Origin of the sequence: Streptomyces sp. NPDC005435, assembly GCF_040703155.1 — a bacterium.
Lineage (GTDB): Bacteria > Actinomycetota > Actinomycetes > Streptomycetales > Streptomycetaceae > Streptomyces.
In genome coordinates this window covers 1-18,532 of sequence record NZ_JBEXEQ010000019.1, presented here as the reverse complement: position 1 = coordinate 18,532, position 18,532 = coordinate 1, and the positions used below count along the sequence as shown (strand labels likewise).

At 73.6% G+C, this 18,532-nt stretch carries 15 protein-coding genes; 10 read left to right on the top strand and 5 right to left on the bottom strand.

Annotation, left to right across the window (positions count from 1 at the left end):
- Positions 1-21: 21 nt before the first annotated feature.
- Positions 22-1,851: a GMC family oxidoreductase gene (locus tag AB0898_RS23540; RefSeq protein WP_366804947.1), complete on the top strand. Its 1,830-nt coding sequence runs from the start codon at positions 22-24 to the stop codon at positions 1,849-1,851.
- A 533-nt stretch (positions 1,852-2,384) separates the two neighbouring features.
- Here the strand turns inward: AB0898_RS23540 and AB0898_RS23535 are convergent.
- Positions 2,385-2,642: a chorismate mutase gene (locus tag AB0898_RS23535; protein WP_366804946.1), complete on the bottom strand. Its 258-nt coding sequence runs from the start codon at positions 2,640-2,642 to the stop codon at positions 2,385-2,387.
- Positions 2,643-2,983: 341 nt separating this feature from the next.
- On the opposite strand from AB0898_RS23535, the gene guaA reads away from it, so the two are divergent.
- The 5 genes from guaA to AB0898_RS23510 all read left to right on the top strand — a co-directional run bounded on the left by guaA (position 2,984) and on the right by AB0898_RS23510 (position 10,021).
- Positions 2,984-4,564: a glutamine-hydrolyzing GMP synthase gene (guaA, locus tag AB0898_RS23530; protein WP_366804945.1), complete on the top strand. Its 1,581-nt coding sequence runs from the start codon at positions 2,984-2,986 to the stop codon at positions 4,562-4,564.
- A 127-nt stretch (positions 4,565-4,691) separates the two neighbouring features.
- On the top strand, positions 4,692-5,486 hold the full coding sequence (locus AB0898_RS23525; protein WP_366804944.1) for a class II aldolase/adducin family protein: 795 nt from the start codon (positions 4,692-4,694) through the stop codon (positions 5,484-5,486).
- 261 nt (positions 5,487-5,747) lie between these two features.
- Positions 5,748-7,034 carry an IPT/TIG domain-containing protein gene (locus AB0898_RS23520; protein WP_366804943.1) on the top strand — a complete coding sequence of 429 codons (1,287 nt, stop codon included), beginning with the start codon at positions 5,748-5,750 and terminating at the stop codon, positions 7,032-7,034.
- A 157-nt stretch (positions 7,035-7,191) separates the two neighbouring features.
- Positions 7,192-7,722, top strand: a complete 531-nt coding sequence (locus AB0898_RS23515; RefSeq protein ID WP_366804942.1) for a DoxX family protein — start codon at positions 7,192-7,194, stop codon at positions 7,720-7,722.
- Between the two features lie 154 nt (positions 7,723-7,876).
- Positions 7,877-10,021 (top strand): HEAT repeat domain-containing protein, encoded by a 2,145-nt coding sequence (locus tag AB0898_RS23510; protein WP_366804941.1) that lies wholly within the window; start codon positions 7,877-7,879, stop codon positions 10,019-10,021.
- Positions 10,022-10,137: 116 nt separating this feature from the next.
- On the opposite strand, the gene AB0898_RS23505 is transcribed toward AB0898_RS23510, so the two are convergent.
- Both AB0898_RS23505 and AB0898_RS23500 read right to left on the bottom strand, forming a co-directional pair.
- A complete protein-coding gene (locus AB0898_RS23505) occupies positions 10,138-10,350 on the bottom strand; it encodes a hypothetical protein (protein WP_366804940.1) in 213 nt (70 codons plus the stop codon).
- Positions 10,337-11,872: a PspC domain-containing protein gene (locus tag AB0898_RS23500; protein WP_366804939.1), complete on the bottom strand. Its 1,536-nt coding sequence runs from the start codon at positions 11,870-11,872 to the stop codon at positions 10,337-10,339. Before AB0898_RS23500 ends, AB0898_RS23505 begins: the two co-directional genes overlap by 14 nt.
- A 222-nt stretch (positions 11,873-12,094) precedes the next feature.
- Here AB0898_RS23500 and AB0898_RS23495 point away from each other — a divergent pair, with 222 nt between their 5' ends.
- A complete protein-coding gene (locus AB0898_RS23495; RefSeq protein WP_366804938.1) occupies positions 12,095-13,387 on the top strand; it encodes a PspC domain-containing protein in 1,293 nt (430 codons plus the stop codon).
- A complete protein-coding gene (locus AB0898_RS23490) occupies positions 13,384-14,130 on the top strand; it encodes a response regulator transcription factor (RefSeq protein WP_366804937.1) in 747 nt (248 codons plus the stop codon). The genes AB0898_RS23495 and AB0898_RS23490 overlap by 4 nt, the downstream gene beginning before the upstream one ends.
- A gap of 86 nt (positions 14,131-14,216) precedes the next feature.
- Here AB0898_RS23490 and AB0898_RS23485 read toward each other — a convergent pair whose 3' ends face one another.
- Complete coding sequence (locus tag AB0898_RS23485; RefSeq protein WP_366804936.1) at positions 14,217-15,290, bottom strand: WYL domain-containing protein; 1,074 nt, start codon at positions 15,288-15,290, stop codon at positions 14,217-14,219.
- 53 nt (positions 15,291-15,343) lie between these two features.
- On the opposite strand from AB0898_RS23485, the gene AB0898_RS23480 reads away from it, so the two are divergent.
- The gene (locus tag AB0898_RS23480; RefSeq protein WP_366804935.1) at positions 15,344-16,636 is read left to right on the top strand and encodes an MFS transporter; all 1,293 of its coding nucleotides are present in this window, start codon (positions 15,344-15,346) and stop codon (positions 16,634-16,636) included.
- On the opposite strand, the gene AB0898_RS23475 is transcribed toward AB0898_RS23480, so the two are convergent.
- Complete coding sequence (locus tag AB0898_RS23475; protein ID WP_366805030.1) at positions 16,596-17,705, bottom strand: NlpC/P60 family protein; 1,110 nt, start codon at positions 17,703-17,705, stop codon at positions 16,596-16,598. The genes AB0898_RS23480 and AB0898_RS23475 overlap by 41 nt on opposite strands.
- A 369-nt stretch (positions 17,706-18,074) precedes the next feature.
- Here AB0898_RS23475 and AB0898_RS23470 point away from each other — a divergent pair, with 369 nt between their 5' ends.
- Positions 18,075-18,428, top strand: coding sequence for a hypothetical protein (locus tag AB0898_RS23470; protein ID WP_366804934.1), 354 nt, complete (start codon positions 18,075-18,077; stop codon positions 18,426-18,428).
- Positions 18,429-18,532 lie beyond the last annotated feature (104 nt).

Sequence of the window (18,532 nt, the reverse complement as noted above, 5' to 3'; positions counted from 1 at the left end):
CGTTCTCGACGAGGAGAGCACGTGTCGCAGGAGAAGACTGTCCAGACCCGGAACGAGGAAGGGCGCGACGACGGTCGCGACGACGGTGACGACTACGACGTGCTCGTGGTCGGCTCCGGCTTCGGCGGCTCGGTGACCGCCCTGCGCCTGACCGAGAAGGGGTACCGCGTCGGCGTCCTCGAAGCCGGCCGCCGTTTCACCCGCGACACCCTCCCCAAGAACTCCTGGGATCTGCGCAACTACCTCTGGGCCCCGAGGCTCGGCCTCTACGGCATCCAGCGCATCCATCTGCTCGGCAACGTCATGGTCCTGGCCGGCGCGGGCGTCGGCGGCGGCTCGCTGAACTACGCCAACACCCTCTACGTGCCGCCGAAGGCGTTCTTCGACGACCCCCAGTGGCGGGACATCACCGACTGGCAGGAGGAGCTGAAGCCGTACTACGACCAGGCGAAGCGCATGCTCGGCGTCCGGCTCAACCCGACCGTCACCCCCTCCGACACGCATCTGCGGGCCGCCGCCGCGCGGATGGGCGTGGGCGACACCTTCCACATGGCGCCGGTCGGCGTGTTCTTCGGCGATGGCGAGGACGCCGACGGCAGCGCCAAGGCGCGGCCGGGGGAGCAGGTCGCCGACCCGTACTTCGGCGGCGCGGGTCCCGAGCGCCGGGCCTGCACCGAGTGCGGCGAGTGCATGACCGGCTGCCGGCACGGTGCCAAGAACACCCTGAACGAGAACTATCTGTACCTCGCGGAGAAGGCCGGCGCGGTCGTCCACCCGCTCACCACGGTCGTCTCGGTCACGGACGACTCGCGCGGCGGCTACGCCGTCGCCACCCTGCCCACCGACCGCAAACGCACCGGCGAGGGGCGCCTGTTCACCGCCCGCCGCGTCGTCCTCGCGGCCGGGACCTACGGCACCCAGACCCTGCTGCACCGCATGAAGGCAGGGCGTCAACTTCCCTACCTTTCGCAGCGGCTCGGCGACCTCACCCGCACCAACTCCGAGGCCCTGGTCGGCGCCCAGACCGACGACCGGCGCTACCGCAGGGCGCATGGCGCGGACAAGGTCGACTTCACGCGCGGGGTGGCCATCACGTCCTCCGTCCACCCGGACGACAACACCCACATCGAGCCGGTGCGCTACGGCAAGGGCTCCAACTCGATGGGCGGCCTCACCATCCTCCAGGTGCCCTACGCCGAGGGCTCCTCGCGCGTCCTCGGCTGGCTCGCGCACGCGGTGCGGCACCCGGTGCAGCTGGCCCGCTCGGTCTCCAACCGGCGCTGGTCGGAGCGGACCATCATCGGGCTGGTGATGCAGTCGCTGGACAACTCGCTCACCACGTATCTGAAGCCCGGCGGCGTCGGCAAGGGCCTGCTCACCGCCCGGCAGGGGCACGGCGCCCCGAACCCGACCCAGATCAGGGCCGCCACCGAGGCCGCCTCCGCGCTCGCCGCCGAGATCAACGGCTTCCCGGGCAGCAACGTGGGCGAGCTGATGGGCACCCCGCTCACCGCGCACTTCCTCGGCGGCTGCCCCATCGGGGACTCCCCGGAGACCGGTGTCATCGACCCCTACCACCGGCTCTACGGGCACCCCGGCATCTCGGTGGTCGACGGCGCCGCCGTCTCCGCGAACCTCGGCGTCAACCCGTCGCTGACGATCACCGCGCAGGCCGAGCGGGCCATGTCGTACTGGCCGAACAAGGGGGAGGCGGACCCGCGCCCGGCGCAGGGGGTGGCGTACGAGCGGCTGGCGCCGGTGGCGCCGCGCAGTCCGGCGGTCCCGGCGGAGGCGTTCGGGGCGCTGAGGCTGCCGCTGCTGAAGGTGCCGGTGGTGCCGAAGCGGGACTGAGCTTTCCGGCCGGACTTCTCCGGTTGAGCTTTTGGACCCGGACATGCCACGAGGGACCTGTGTCCCCCTCCGAACGCAGGTCCCTCGACGCTTACCGTTTTCTTGATCCGGCAGCAGGTTCGATCGGTGAGGGCACGGAAGGGTTGCGCCACGGCCCAGGTATTTCCTGTGTGGCGTCGGTCACATCGGGAGGGGGTGGTGCGCTATGTGCGGTTTTCCGCCGGACGGCCCCGGGCGTCCCCGGAGCCGGCCGTTTCTCAAGGGTGACCGGGCTGCTGTCCCCTGCCGTCCGATCACTTCCGGAACGAGGTCCCACGGCGCACGGCACGACCCGTACGCCTCATCGCTCCGGCTTTCCACGCGTGGTTCCGTCGGGCCCGCCCCTGGCTGGCACGGACACCGGGATCAACGAAGCGGCGCGCGCGGCGGTCACGCGCCGTACGGGTGAGAGCGGCACCGAACTCAGTTGCGGCCCTTGACCCCCGCGCGCCGGCGGCCCGTACCCGGCCCGTCGTCCCGCCCGGCGCCCGGGCTCAGACACGGCCCCGGCACAGCTCCAGCAGAGTCATCGCGAGCGTGGTGCCGGGCTTGCCGAGGGCGTCGCGGTAGCGGCCGAGGATCTCCATCTCGCGCGACAGGCTCACCCGGCGGCCGCCGGAGGAGATGCGCGCCTCCTGGACGACGGCGGAGACGGCCATGCGCTCCTGGACGAGGCCGAGGATGCGGTCGTCCAGGGCGTCGATGCGCTCACGGGCGCCGGCGATGGTCTCTTCGGCGGTGACGGTGGTCATGTTCGGGGCTCCTCGGAGAAGGGGGGCGGCCCGGCGGTGACAGAACCCGGAAAACGACAGGCGCCCCGGGCCTTGTCGGCCCGGGGCGCCTGGTAAGTGCTTGGCGTTGGCTCAAGCAGCACGACCATGGCAGCCGGCGGGCCGGTTGCCATAGGTAAAGACGTAGGTCGTCTGCGTGAACATGCGGCCAGTATGCCACGGCGGTGCGGGGCCCGGCCGGGGATTCGATCGTGGATTCGGTCCTGGATTCGGTCCGCCCGTTCCGCGGCCGGGAGGGTGCCCCGGCCCGCCCCGTTAGAATCGGTCGTACAGACCCCCGCCCCACCGCCGGAAGGCACCCCGTGTCATCAGCGACCCAGTCTGCCGCCGCCCCCGACACCGTTCTGGTCGTCGACTTCGGCGCGCAGTACGCCCAGCTCATCGCCCGTCGCGTCCGCGAGGCGCGGGTCTACAGCGAGATCGTGCCCAGCACCATGCCGGTCGCCGAGATGCTCGCCAAGAACCCGGCGGCGATCATCCTCTCCGGAGGCCCCTCCTCGGTCTACGAGGAGAACGCCCCGCAGCTCGACCGCGCCCTGTTCGAGGCCGGCGTCCCCGTCTTCGGCATGTGCTACGGCTTCCAGCTGATGGCGCAGACCCTCGGCGGCACCGTCGACAACACCGGCGCCCGCGAGTACGGCCGTACCGACCTGCACGTCTCCCGCTCCGGCTCCACCCTCTTCGAGGGCACCCCGGACGAGCAGCACGTGTGGATGTCGCACGGCGACGCCTGCTCCGCCGCCCCCGAGGGCTTCTCCGTGACCGCCTCCACGGACGTGGTCCCGGTCGCCGCCTTCGAGAACGACGAGAAGCGGCTCTACGGCGTCCAGTACCACCCCGAGGTCATGCACTCCACGCACGGCCAGCAGGTCCTGGAGCACTTCCTGTACCGGGGCGCGGGCCTGACCCCGTCCTGGACCACGGGCAACGTGATCGAGGAGCAGGTCGCCGCGATCCGCGAGCAGGTCGGCGACAAGCGCGCCATCTGCGGCCTGTCCGGCGGTGTGGACTCCGCCGTCGCCGCCGCCCTCGTCGCGCGCGCCATCGGCGACCAGCTGACCTGCGTCTACGTCGACCACGGCCTGATGCGCAAGGGCGAGACGGAGCAGGTCGAGAAGGACTTCGTGGCCGCGACCGGCGTCAAGCTGGTCGTCGTCGACGCCGAGGAGCGCTTCCTCACCGCGCTCAAGGGGGTCTCCGACCCCGAGGAGAAGCGGAAGATCATCGGCCGCGAGTTCATCCGCGTCTTCGAGCAGGCCCAGGCCGAGATCATCGCGGACGCGGGCCCGGCCGTGGAGTTCCTGGTCCAGGGCACCCTGTACCCGGACGTGGTCGAGTCCGGCGGCGGCACCGGCACCGCCAACATCAAGTCGCACCACAACGTCGGCGGCCTCCCCGAGGACCTCGAGTTCCAGCTGATCGAGCCGCTGCGCAAGCTGTTCAAGGACGAGGTCCGCATGGTGGGCCAGGAGCTGGGCCTGCCGGAGGAGATCGTCCAGCGCCAGCCCTTCCCGGGCCCCGGCCTGGGCATCCGTATCGTCGGCGAGGTGACCAAGGAGCGGCTCGACCTGCTCCGCGACGCCGACGCCATCGCCCGCGAGGAGCTGACCGCCGCCGGTCTCGACCGCGAGATCTGGCAGTGCCCGGTGGTCCTGCTCGCCGACGTCCGCTCGGTCGGCGTCCAGGGCGACGGCCGCACCTACGGCCACCCGATCGTCCTGCGCCCGGTCTCCTCCGAGGACGCCATGACCGCCGACTGGTCGCGCCTGCCCTACGACGTGCTGGCGAAGATCTCCACCCGGATCACCAACGAGGTCCGCGACGTCAACCGCGTCGTCGTCGACGTGACCTCGAAGCCGCCGGGCACCATCGAGTGGGAGTGACCCCGGCACCGGTGCGCTGACCGGTCCCGCGAAGAGGTGGAACGGCTCCGGCCGCTCCACCTCTTTTGGTACCCGCCGCGCGACGGTACCTTCCGGTCCGTAAAGCGCCCCCTGTGCTGGAGGACCCATGCACCGGCCCACCCCACCCCCGCCCATGCCCACCGACCGGCTGCGGTTCGCCATGCCGCCCATGCACGAGTCGGTCGAGGACGAACGCCGCCACCGCAAGGAACGGCTCGCGGGCGCCCTGCGGCTCTTCGGGCGGGCGGGCTTCGAGGACGGGGTGTCCGGGCACATCACCGCGCGCGACCCCGAATTCAGCGACTGCTTCTGGGTCAACCCGTTCGGGATGCCCTTCAAGCACGTCACCGTGAGCGATCTCGTCCTGACCAACCAGGACGGCCAGGTCGTCGAGGGCCGCTACCACGTCAACCAGGCCGCCTTCACCGTCCACGCCCAGGTGCACGCCGCCCGGCCCGACGTGGTCGCCGTCGCCCACTGCCACTCCGTGCACGGCCGCGCGCTGGCCGCCCTCGGCGACCTCATCGACCCGCTCACCCAGGAGAGCTGCGCCTTCTACGAGGACATGGCGCTCTACGACGCCTACACCGGCGTCACCGTCGACGCCGAGGAGGGCCGCCGTATCGCGGCCGCGCTCGGCTCCGGCAAGGCGCTGGTCCTGCGCAACCACGGGCTGCTCACCGTCGGGGACTCCGTCGACGCCGCCGCCTGGTGGTTCATGTCCCTGGAGCGCTCCTGCCAGGTCCAGCTGACCGCCCGCGCCGCCGGCCGTCCCGTCCTGATCGACCACAAACTCGCCGTCGCCACCCGGGAACAGCTCGGCGGCGACCTGGTCGCGTGGATCAACTACCAGCCGCTGTGGCAGGACATCAGCCGGAGCGAGCCGGATCTGCTGAGCTGAGGGGGCGGACGCCCGGGTCGGGACGGGGGGCCTCCTGCGTCGGGGCGGGGGGCCTCCTGAGCCGAGGGGGCGCCGTCCGGGGCCGCTCGGCGTCAACACGGTGACGCGCGCTTCACCCGCCACGACCCGGACCGGCTGCGAGCGGCGGCCCGACGTAGGGCACAATTCGCTTTGATCACAGGGGAGTTGTGTCGGAGCCGAAGTGCGCGCCGCGGGCGCTTCGGCCGATCCGCGTTTTCGCGGGGAAGGCGGTCGGGGGTTGTGGCGGTACAGGAGGCGAGACGGGGCGTGTCGGCGGATGCCGACGGCGTCCACACGGGCGGCTGCACATGCGGCGACTGCCCGCACGGCGCGCGCGAGGGACACCGGCGCGCGGTCGCCGCGTTCCTGCGCCGCCGTGACGAGTTCGCGGCCGGGCACGGCCTGCCCCAGGCGGTGGCCCACTCGGCCTCCGCGTCCCGGCAGTGGGTGTCCGCCGAGCTGACCCAGCGCGCGGAGACCATCGCCGAGCGCGGCCGCGCGGAGGGCGAGGCGTGGCTGGCCGGGCTGTGGCCGCGGACCGCGTGCGTGGCGTGGGGCGCGGTCGTCGTCCTGCTTCTCGCGCAGGCGCTCACCGCGATCGGCGCGGGCTGGAGCAACGCCCGCAGCGCCGGGCTGCTCGCCGCCGTGACCGTCGCGGGCGCGCTGACCGCCGCCTCGTGGTTCCACCGCAGGCGTGGCGGGGTCCTCGCCCCGGTGATCGGCGAGGACAACCGCATGTCCACCTCCCGTACGGTCGCCGCCTCCTGGGTGCTCTTCGTCGCCTACGCCGTCCTGCTCCTCGCCGGCCGGCTGGCCGCCGCCTCCGACCCCGCCGAGCGCGACGCCCTGATCGCGGGCCTCGACCTCGCGCGCGGCGCGGGAGTGGTGACCGTCCTCGCTGTGGTCTGCGGCATCGCCGTCTTGGTCCGCCGGGTGGTCGGACTGCGTGTGCTCGGCCAGCGGCTCCAGAAGGTCTCCGCGCACCGCCCGCGCGCCGCCGACCTGCTGACCGACGACGCGGGGCGGGGTGCCTTCGCCGACATCCAGTACGTCGTCATCAGCGCCGTCGCCCTCCTCTTCGCCGCCGTACGCCTCGGCCGGCGCCCCGACCAGCTGCCGGACCTGCCCTGGGGGCTCGCGGTCGTGGTGCTGATCTCCGCCGCCACCTATCTCGCCGGGAAGTACGCCGAGGGCGGGCGCCCGGTGGTCCTCTCCGTGGTCCGCGCCCGTGAGCCAGGCGACCTGGACGGCCCGATCCGCACCGGGGACGACATCGAGATCCGCGGCAGCGGCTTCGTCCCGCCCGGCGCCCAGGGTGCCGACAGCCTCGCCCGTCTGGTCGTGCGCATCGGCGTGGTCGACGTCCACGTCCCCCTCGTCCCGGTCCCGGGCGGCTTCCGCAACCCGACGGACAGCGTCCTCACCGTCCCCGTACCGGCCGAGGTCGAACCCGGCCCGGTGGAGGTCCAGGTGGTGACGGCGGCCGGGGTGGGCACGAACCGGTACCCGGTCGAGGTCGTCGACTGAGTCCGCCGTCCGTCGCCGCCTCCGGTCGCCCGTGCGGTGTGCCGGTGCCCCCCGAAAACCGGAAAAACCGCCGGGGGAGGATTGAACCGGCCCCGTTCGTCATACGTATCGTCCTGTTGAGGGGTCCGGCACGGCGAGCGAGAGGCGGCTGGCAGTGATGACTCACGGTATGCGTATGGAAACGCACACCTCCCGACTGGACGGCGGACACACCCTGCGGGAGACCGCCACCCGCTACTCCCTCCTCCCACTCCGCGTCTTCCTCGGCGTCACCTTCCTCTACGCCGGGCTGGACAAGCTCACCGACAACGCCTTCCTGAAGTCCGGCGGCGCGGGCTCCGTCGGCGACACGATGCGCTCGGCCCGCGACTCCGCCGGCGTCCCGGCCCTGATCGACCTGGCCCTGCACAACCCCGTCGGCTTCGGCTACGCCATCGCCTTCGGCGAACTCGCCGTCGGCATCGGCATCCTCCTCGGCCTCTTCGGCCGCCTGGCCGCCCTCGGCGGCGCCCTGATCTCCCTCAGCCTCTGGCTGACCGTGAGCTGGGGCTCGACGCCGTACTACTACGGCAACGACCTCCCCTACCTGATGGCCTGGCTGCCGCTGATCCTGGCGGGCACCCCCTATCTGTCGCTGGACGCGGTGTGGCAGGGGCGGCGGAGGCGGGGCATGGGCGGGTACCGGTAGGGCCGAAGCGGCGGCCGTGTGATCCCGGGGCTCCTCCGGGGCTTCTGCCGGGCTCCTCCGGGGCTTCGGCGAGGCTGACCGGGCACGGTGGGCGGTTCGCCGGGCGCCGACGTGCTCGGCCCTGTTGTCGGAGGTCCCTGCGAAGATCACGGCCATGGAGCTCTCCACCGCCCTCGCCGGGCTCGACGCCCACCCCTGGACCACCGTCCACCACGCCTACGGCCCCGCCGAGGACCTGCCCGGACTGTTGCGCGCCTTCGCCGAGGGCGGTGAGGACGCCGAGGAGGCACTGGACGAGCTGTACGGCTCGATCGTGCACCAGGGCACCGTGTACGCGGCCAGCGTCGACGCCGCCCCGTATCTCGCCCGGATCGCCGCCTCCGGCCGGCAGACCGTCGACGCGCTCCGGCTGCTCGGCTGTCTCGCCGAGAGCGAGGACGAACACGGCGTCGAGCCGGGCGCCGTCCGGGCCGCCGTCACCGCCCAGCTGCCGCTGCTCATACCGCTGCTGGCCGACGAGGACGCCGCCGTCCGGCAGGCGGCCTGCTGGACGGCCGGTCACACCCGGGACACCCGCACCGCCCTGCCCGCCGTCCGGGCCCGCCTGGCCGCCGAGACCGAGCCCGTCGTCCGGGCCGAACTCCTCACCGCGTACGGCCGGCTGGACCGCGCGGGCGCCCTCGCCGAGGCCCGCTCCCTGCTCGGCCCGGACACACCCGCGCCGCTGCGCCTGGCCGCCGTGTTCGCCGCGCTGGACGCCGGGGAGCCGTGGCTCGCCGCGCACCACGACGCCGTCCTCGGCCTCCTGCCCGCGCGCGAGACGGGCAGGTCCGGCTACGCGGACGAGCACCGCGAGCCACTGCGCGCCATCGTCGGGACCCTGCTGGAGCGGGACACCGACGCCGACCGCGAGAGCGCCCTCGCGCTGCTCGACACCGCGCTGCGTGACGAGCGCCCCGAGGTACGGGCCGAGGCCCTGTGGGCGGCCGACCACGCCTGCACCGTGTCCCGCGGCGCCCCGCGGCGGCTGATCCCCGCGATGGCCCCGCTCGCCGCCGACCGGGCGGCCACCCAGTTGCTGGGCAAGCTCGGCCCGGCGGCCGCCGAGGCCGCACCCGTCCTCGCCGGGCTCGCCGCGGGGCCGGACGACGAGGCGGCCGACCAGGCCCTCGCCGCGCTCGTCCTGGTGGCGCCGCGGACCGCCGCCCCGCTGCTGGCCCGGTCCTTCGGCCGGCGCCCGCGCGCCATGCGGCACGCCGCGGGGTCCCACGCCCCGGCCGACACCCCCTTCCCGTTCGATCCCGAACTGTTCGCCGCGGTCCGTGCCCGCCTGGCCGCCAAGGCGCGGGAGCGCCCCGAGGGCCGCGAGGACTGCGGCTGCACGACGACCGAGGACCACAACGACACCGCCCAACTGGTCCATCTGCTGCGGCAGTGGGGCCCACAGGCCGCCGGGGCACTGCCCGAACTGTGCGCCGTCCTGCCCCGGTTCCAGTACGCCGCCACCGCGATCACCGCCGTCGCCGCCGGCCTCGGGCCGCAGCAGCGCGAGCAGGCGGCCACCGTCCTGCGGGCCGACGCCGGGAAGCTGTCCGTGGCGCGGGCACTGCACGAGCTGACCGGCGAGACCGGGCCGCTGCTCGCCGCCGCCGAGGCGGCACTCGCCACCGGTGGGCGCGAGGGCGTCGAGGGCGCCCGCGCCCTGGCCGGCCTCGGCCCGGAGGCCGCCCGCATCCTCCCGGTCCTGCGGACCGTGCTCGGCCGCACCATCGACCGCGACACCACTCCGGAGGTGGACACCGACCTCGCCCTGGCGTTTGCCCTGTGGCGGATCGCCGGTGACGCGGCCGAGGTCGTCCCGGTGCTTGCCTCGGTGTTCGACCGCTGCGGGGGAGAGCGGTGGTTCCGCTGGACGACCACCCGCGCCGCCCGCGAGATCGCCGTGCTCGGCCTGGCCGGCCGCCCGCTGACCACCCGGCTCCACGCTCTCCTCGACGACCCGGCCCAGGCGCCCTCGGCCGTCCTCGGACTGCTCGCCGTCGCCGATCCGGCCGGCCTCGACCGCACCCGGCTCGCCGAGGCGGCACTCCACTCGGCCGAGACCCGCGCCGACCTCAAGGGCGCCTGCGACGCCCTGCGGGCGCTCGCCGCCACCCTGACGCCGGAGCAGCATCGCCGGCTGACCGCGCTCGCCACCGGGGACCGCCGCCTGGTCGTCTCCGGGTTCGCGGACACGATGATCCGCGAGGACGAAGAGCTGCGCGCCGCGCTGGTGGCCGTCCTCGACGAGGTCGGCTGAGGCCCCCGGGTCCTCTCTTTTGGATCTTGCCGGTGCTCGGTGCTCGGTGCTCGGTGCTCGGTGCCCCGCGCCTCGCGCCCCGCGCCCCGCGCCCCGGAAGATCCCGGAGAGAGGGCCTAGCCGTCCTCCGTCGTTCCACGCTGTCTGCGTATCGCTCGGGCCACCGCGTTCGCGATGCCGGCCAGGAACAGGGCGCCCGTGGTCACCGGGAGGGCGGTGAACCAGGGGATGTGCCAGAGGTTCTGGGCGTCTCCGAGGTAGAGGGCGGCCACGGTGGCGAAGGCGAGGCCGGCGAGGAGGCGGCCCGGTTGGAATTCACGGCGTGGCACGGGTGATCACCACCTGTCCTACGCCCACTTCGAGGCCGACCGTCAGGGTTCCGGTGTTCTTCGCGTTCGTGGCCGGGGCCAGCGTCAGCCGCGTGTGCCTGTCCGGCTGCACGTCGATGTCCTTTCCGTTGTCGCCGGGCAACCGGATGTCGCCCACGCCGAGGTCGATGCGGAGCTCTGCGGTCGCGCCCGCCGGGATGATCACCCTGAGCCGCCCCGCGCCCACCTCGGCGTGCGTGGTGACGGTCTGCCCCTTGCCGGGGTGCACCGCGCTCAGGTCGAGGGTGGCCGCCCCGGTCCCGAGGTCGTACGAGGGGCGGACGTCCGTCGCGGTGGCCGGCTGCCAGGAGGTCTGTCTCCACTGGGTGGTGACATCCGCCGGGAGGGCCGCGACTCCGGCGAGCAGGGCCGCCGTGAGGATCGCCAGGAACGTCGTACCGGCTCCCGTGCGCCCGAGGAACGAGCCGAGGGCCATGCCCAGGCCTAGCACCGCGAGCGCACTGGCCAGACCGAGCTGGAGGCACGTGCCCGGCTGCCGGGTGTGCCAGGTCAGTCCGGCGACGAGGCCGCCCGTCAGCAGGGCCAGCAGGAAGACCCAGCCGCCGATCCGACGGGGCCCGCGCGGTCTCGGGGGGCGGGGGGCCGTTCCGGTGCCGGGGCCTGCGGGGGGCGTGGCGGTGCCGTGCGGCCAGGGGGCGGCCACGCGCACGTCGAGGACCGAGGTCACGTCCGGCGGCTGGGTGTCGCCGGGCCCCCACAGATAGCCGGTGCCGCCGACATGGGTGCCGTCCTTGACTATCGGGTCGCGCCACCAGGAGGGGAAGTGCATCACGACCGGCGGCGCCTGTGCCTCCGGCGGGGCGTCGGCGGCGGCCTGGGCGGCTATGGGGCTGGAGCGCGGACGCGCGCTGGGGGAGCTGGGGGAGGGTTCGGGGGCCGGGGTGGCCCGGTGGCGGGACCAGTACCCGGCACCGGCGAGGAGCAGGGAGAGGACCACCGCGAAGGTCAGTGCCCCGGCGTTCCTCAGCGTGGTCAGGACCACCCCGCAGCCGACCAGGGCGAACAGCACGGCGGCCAGCGCCTGGCCGTCCACCCGGCCGGTGAGCAGCTTGCGGACCTCGTTCTCCTCCTCGTCGTCCTGTGGCACGAGGAGCCAGGCGAAGCCGTAGAAGATCAGGCCGATGCCGCCGGTCGCGGCCAGCACCGCCAGGGTGATGCGGTAGATCACCGGGTCCATGTCCGTCTGCCGGCCCAGCCCCGCGCACACGCCCGCGATCATCTTGTGTCTGCGGTCGCGCCGGAGGGGGTGGGAGGCCGTGTCGGCGGGAGGCGCTCCGTCCGCCCCGGGAGTGCCGGGAGCGCCGGGGGTGGCGGTCGTGTCCGATGCTCCGGCCGCGCCCGAGGTGCCGGGAGCGCCCTTCGCACCGGCCCCGCCGGTCGTGTCCGTCGTACCGGTTCCCGAGCCCGGGCGCGGCCCGGAGCCAGGTCCCGGACCCGTCGCTGCGTGCTCGTGATCCGTCATGCGTCCATCGTGACGGCTCGGCCGCCCGCCCGGCAGTCGGATCAACCCTGGCCGAACCCTGAAATCGGCCCTGAGACGGAACCGGGGGCATGTTCGAATCGGGGGCTCCGCCGCCGGCCGGGGCCGGGGGACCGGCATCGGGGACACCCCTGGCGAAGATCAGGGGAGTCTCGGGGGCCGACCCTGATGACCCGCCGCCACGGCCGTGTGACCATCAATGGCATGCCGGAAGCCGCAGCACCGCCCCTCGAAGACCCGCGGCCGCCGCGCAAGCTCTACCGCAGCGGTGACGGCCGCTGGCTCGGCGGAGTGGCGCGGGGCCTCGCCGGGCACCTCGGGCTGCCCGTGGTGTGGGTGCGGCTCGCCTTCGTCGGCCTGTTCATGGCCAACGGTCTGGGCGCGCTGCTGTACGCCGCGTTCTGGTTCTTCGTGCCGCTCGGTGTCGGGGGCGTGGGCGACCACCGGCCGACCTCGCTCGTCGGCACCGAGACCTCCCCGGACGGCCGCCGCAGACTCGTGGCGCGCAAGCCGGACAAGGGGCAGATGGTCGCCCTGCTGCTCATGGTCATCGTGTCGATGGTCTTCGTCGGCAGCGTCAACGTGACCAGCACGGCGAAGGCGTATCTCCTGCCGACCGTCCTGGTGGCGGCCGGTGTCGCCCTGGTCTGGCGGCAGGCGGACAACGCCCGCCGGGCCCGCTGGGTCGAGGTCGGCAGCCGACGGCGCACCCTCACCCTGCTCCGCGCGGGTGTGGGCGTGCTGCTGGTCACGGCCGGGGTGTCCGCCATCTTCGTCATGCAGGGCTCGGCCGCCCACCTCGGCGCGGTGTTCCAGGCCGCGCTCGCCGTCCTCGTCGGCATCACGCTGCTCGCCGGCCCCTATCTCGTCCGGGTCACCCAGGACCTCTCCGCGGAGCGCCTGATGCGCATCCGGGCCCAGGAGCGCGCCGAGGTCGCCGCCCACGTCCACGACTCCGTGCTGCACACCCTGACCCTGATCCAGCGCAACGCCGACAACGCGGGCGAGGTGCGCCGCCTGGCCCGCGCCCAGGAGCGCGACCTGCGCACCTGGCTGTACAAACCCGGGGGCACCGGCAAGGACGAGGCCGACGAGCCGGACACGGTCGCGGAGGCGGTCCGGCGCAGCGCCGCCGAGGTCGAGGACAAGCACGGTGTGCCCATAGAGGTGGTCGTGGTGGGCGACTGCCCGCTGGACGACAGGACGGGAGCGCAGATGCAGGCCGCGCGCGAGGCGATGGTGAACGCCGCCAAGTACGGTGGCGACGGCGGTCCCGTGCAGGTGTACGCGGAGGTCGAGGGGAGGACGGTGTTCGTGTCCGTCCGCGACCGCGGTCCCGGTTTCGACCTCGACTCGATACCCGCGGACCGCATGGGCGTCAGAGAATCGATCATCGGCCGTATGGAGCGCAACGGCGGCACGGCCCGGCTGCGGTCGGTGCCGGGCGGCGGCACCGAGGTCGAGCTGGAGATGGAGAGGGCGGAGAAGACGGCATGAGCGACGCGACCGAGGCGAACGGCACGACGGGGGCGGCGGAGGTGGCCGGTGCCGGCGGCGACGCGGAGGGCGGTGCGGCCGGCCGCCGGGTGCGGGTGGTGCTCGTGGACGACCACCGGATGTTCCGCACGGGTGTCCAGGCGGAGATCGGGCGGACCGAGCGGACCGGGGTCGAGGTGGTCGGCGAGGCCGCGGACGTCGACCAGGCGGTCACGGTGATCACCGCGACGCGGCCGGAGGTGGTGCTGCTGGACGTTCATCTGCCCGGCGGCGGCGGGGTGGAGGTGCTGCGCCGCAGCGCCTCGATGATGGCGGACCCCGAGCGGCCGGTGCGGTTCCTCGCGCTGTCCGTGTCGGACGCGGCGGAGGACGTCATCGGGGTCATCCGGGGCGGTGCCCGGGGCTATGTCACCAAGACCATCACCGGCAGCGACCTCATCGACTCGATCTTCCGGGTGCAGGAGGGCGACGCGGTCTTCTCCCCGCGCCTGGCCGGGTTCGTCCTGGACGCCTTCGCGTCCACCGATGCCCCGCCGGTCGACGAGGACATGGACCGCCTCACCCAGCGGGAGCGGGAGGTGCTGCGCCTGATCGCCCGGGGGTACGCCTACAAGGAGATCGCCAAGCAGCTGTACATCTCGGTGAAGACGGTCGAGTCCCATGTCTCGGCGGTCCTGCGCAAGCTTCAGCTCTCCAACCGCCACGAGCTGACCCGCTGGGCGACGGCGCGCCGGCTGGTCTGACCCGACCCGCAGGGGGCGACCCCGACGGGACCCTGACTCGTACCGGACCCGTCGGGCTCGCCGGACCCGCCGGGCTCACCGGACCGTCAGGCCGGGTCCGGTGCCTCGTGGAGCCGCAGCAGCGCGCGGGCGGCGTCGGCCACCGCGTGCCGCAGCTCCGGGGGTGCGAGGACTTCGATGCCCGGTCCGAGCCGCAGCACCTCGCCGGTGGCGTGCTCGACGGACTCGATCGGGATGACCGTACGCACGCGGCCCTGCGGGTCGGGCTGCCCCGCATGGGCCTCGGCGGAGTCCAGGACCACGGTGTCCACCTGTTCCGGGAAGCGCCGCCACGCCTGCGCCGACAGGCGGAGCACCGCCCGGCCCCGGAAACGGTGCTCGTCGAAGCCGGCGATCCAGGCGCGCCAGTACTCGGCCAGGTCGAAGCCGGTGGGCCGTTCGAAGGGGGCGCCGCCCGCGTCGGCCAGCCGCAGGATCTGGGACACCCGGTAGGTGCGGACGGCGCCGCCCCTGACCTCGTCCCCCGCCCGGCCCGGAGAACTCCCCGACTGCCCCGGGGAACTCCCCGCCCCGCCCGGCGACTGCGCCACCACGTACCAGATCCCGGCCTTCAGCACGATGCCGAGCGGGCACAGTTCGCGCTCCACCTCCTGGGGCGCGGCCCAGCGGCGGTAGAGCACCCGCAGCGTCCGCCGGTTCCACACGGCCTCGGCGACGGCGGTGAGCCGGGGGACCGCTTCGGCCTCGCGGTACCAGCGCGAGGTGTCCAGGTGGAACCGCTCGCGCACCCGTGCCGCCCGCTCGCGCAGCACCGGCGGCAGGGCCGCGTCGAGCTTCAGCTGGGCCGCCGCGAGCTCGGCGCCGAGGCCCAGTTCGGCGGCGGGGCCGGGCAGACCGGCCAGGGCGAGGGCGTCCGCCTCGGCTCCGTGCAGCCCGGTCAGCCGGGTGCGATAGCCCTCGACCAGCGAGAACCCGCCCGCGTGGCCGGGCTCGCCGTAGACCGGGACGCCCGCGGCGGACAGGGCGTCCACGTCCCGGTAGACCGTGCGGACCGAGACCTCCAGCTCGGCGGCGAGCTGCCGGGCCGTCATACGGCCGCGGTTCTGCAGGAGCAGGACGAGGGAGAGCAGACGGCTCGCTGTCATGGCCACGTTCGCCATGTTCGCCGACTCCACTGACACGAGGTGGCAGTGAAGCCCCCTTCAATGAGCGCATGATCACGGAAAGTCATGCGCGGCGCACCGGACGGCTCCTGGTGTCGGCCGCCTTCGTCACCTCGCTCGGGAACAACGTCCAGCTGATCTCCGGCGCGCTGCTGGTGATCAGGGCCGAACACACGATGATGTCGGTGGGGTGGCTGTTCATCGCCGTCGCGGTCCCGCAGGCGGTGCTCTCACCGTTCTTCGGGCGGCTGGCCGACCGCGTCGACCGGCGCGCGCTGTGGATTCTCAGTGACCTCGCGAGCACGGTCACCGCGCTGGCGCTCCCCCTGTGGCTGTGGCTCGCCCCCGGTGACGACGCCGGGGCGCCGGTCTATCTGGCGAACCTGGCCCTGGCCGTGCTGGCCGCGCTGTTCTTCCCGGTCAGCAGCGCCCTGATCAAGGAGCGCATCCCCCCGGAGCGGCTGCGCCACTTCAACGCCCACTACGAGATGGCGACGCAGGCGGGGATGCTGCTCTCCGCGACGGTCGGGGGGCTCGCCGTCCAGGCGGTGGGGGCGGTTCCGTTGCTGCTGGTCAACGCCGGGACGTTCGCCGTGTCGGCGGTGTGCGTGGCCGCGGTCGGGCGGCGGGGGCAGGGGCAGGAGAGGGACGCCTTCCCGGCCGCAGGAAACGGCGACGGCACCGGCGGCCGCGCCCATGCGCGGGCCGGGGACACACCGCTCGCCCTCCCCGGCCGCACGGGTTCCGCCCCGCTGCCGATGGGCCGGCTGATCGTGCTGTTCGCACAGGGCAGCGTCGTGGTCACGGTGTTCAACGCACTGCTGCCCAAGTTCGTCCTGGGGGACCTGCACCTGGGCGCGGGCACGTTCGGGCTCGTCGACGCGCTCGGCAGCCTCGGGTTCCTGCTGGCCACGGCCGCGTACAAGGTGTCGGGCCGGCGGCTCGGGGACCTGGGGACGGCGGTGACCGGGTTCCTGCTGTGCTCGGTGCTGTTCGTGCTCCAGCCCCGGTTCGGTGTGGTGGGGGTGATGCTCCTGGTGCCGGCCGGCGCGTTCGTCTTCGGGCAGGCGCGGATCGCCTCGCGCAACCTGCTGATGGCGGAGGTGGGACCGGACCGGGCGGGCCGGGCGTTCGGCGTGGCCAACGGCGGGGGACTGGCCGCCACGATCGTCGTGATGGTGGTGGCCGCGCAGCTCACCGACCGGGCGGGCATCGGGTACGGCTTCGCCGTGACCGCCGTACTGAGCGCGGTCACGACGGCCGCGGCGGGCCTCGGGCTGTCCCGGGCGCGCGGCGGTGGCCTCACGCGACCCGCGTCGCCCCCGCGAACGGCATCTGGCTGATCGGCGCGACGCGGACCGGGGCCGAGGGGTTCGGGGCGTGGATCATCTTGCCGTTGCCGATGTAGAGCCCCACATGGCTGACGCCGGAGTAGAAGAACACCAGGTCACCCGGGCGGAGCTGGGAGCGAGAGACACGCCGTCCGGCGTTGATCTGGGCGTAGGTGGTGCGGGGCAGGGAGATGCCCGCGGAGCGGTAGGCGGCCTGGACCAGGCCCGAGCAGTCGAAGGCGTTGGGGCCGGTGGCGCCCCAGACGTAGGGGCTGCCGAGCTTGCGGTAGGCGTAGGCGACGGCCGCGGCGGCGCGGGAGCTGGAGGCGGCCGGGGTGCCGGTCGCCTTCGCCGTGCCGCTTCCGGCGGTGCCGTTGCCGGGTGCGTGCGCGCGGACGGGCCGGGCGGTCTTGGCGGTGTGGCCGGTGCGGCCGGCGTGGGCGGGTGCGGTGCCGGTGACCTTCTTGCGTTCCTTGGGGGTGAGCCGGTTCAGGAGCCGCTGGGCCTCGTGCAGTTTCGTGGTGACGGTCTTCTTCTGCCGCTTCAGCTCCGCCTGGCGGGCGCGCAGCGACTTCAGCTCGACGCGGGCGGCGCCGCGCAGCTGCTCGATCTCGCGCAGCTGGGCCCGTACCCGGGAGACGGCGCCGGCCTGCTGGTCGCCGACGCGCTCGGCGAGGGCGGCGCCGTCCAGATAGCGGTCGGGGTCGCCGGAGAGGGCGAGCTGCCAGGTCGGGGCGATGGTGCCGTCGCGGTACTGCGCGGCCGCGTAGGTGCCGAGGGCGTCGCGGGCGGTGTTCAGCCGGTCCTGCCTGCGGGCGGTCTCGTCGTGCAGCGTGTTCAGCCGCCGCTGCGCCGCGTCCGCCTTCTCCTTGGCGCCGTTGTACTTCTCGGTGGCGCTCTCCGCCTCCCGGTACAGCGTGTCCACTCTGGTCCTGACCTGCGCCGGGGTGGGCTGGGGCTCGGCGTGGCCGACTCCCTCGAAGGCTGTCGCGGTCGCCGCCCCCGCGAGGGCGAGGGTCGCGGCCGTGCGGGCGGTGTTGCCGCCCAGCGAGCGATGTCGGGGCCTCCGGTGCGTTGCCACCTGGACCGTCACGTCCCTTCCTGGACTCGTACGGCCGAGGACCCGTACGACTCGTGCGGCCGGTGTCCGACGGCCGCCCGCACAGGGGAGACGGGCCGCCGCCGGACGTTCCTCGGCGGTGGTGTCCGGCTGCCGCCCCTGGTCCGGGCGGCGTGGGGAGCCGGTCACCTGGGGGAGGACGCTAGGCGGGTGTGTGACAGCTTGGTAACGGGTGTACGGAATTGTCCGTGACGGGCGGGATCGGGATCAATTACGACCGGTACGCCGAAGCGGAGACGTCACCTTCGCGCGGCCTGGTGACCGATGAGCGCATTGCGGACACATGGGGCGGGAGAGGTGCTACGGCACATCCCCGCTAGGCTCCGGAGCATGGACGTACTCATCCATCTCTTCGTCGGCCTGCACATCATCGGCATCGCCGCGCTGCTCGGCGGTTTCCTCACCCAGATGAAGGCGATGGGCCGGGGCACCGCCCGCTTCGTCCCGGGCATGCTGCACGGCGCGTTCACCATGCTGGTCACCGGCGTGGTCCTGGTCGGCCTCAACGAGGCGCAGGGCCACCACGTCAACTCCATCAAGATCGGCATCAAGCTGGCCCTGCTGATCGTGATCCTCGGCCTGGTCTACGTGAAGCGCGAGGAGGAGAAGGTCGACAAGGGCTCCTTCGCGCTGGTCGGCGCGCTGACCACGGCGAACATCTTCATCGCCGTGCTGTGGACGTGACCCCGGGCCCCTAGGGGGTGTCTCGTCGATCAGGCCGGGCTCGCGACGCCTGGCACCGCACCTCGCCGCGTTGTCGTCGGTCGCCGATGCTCCGCATCGACTCC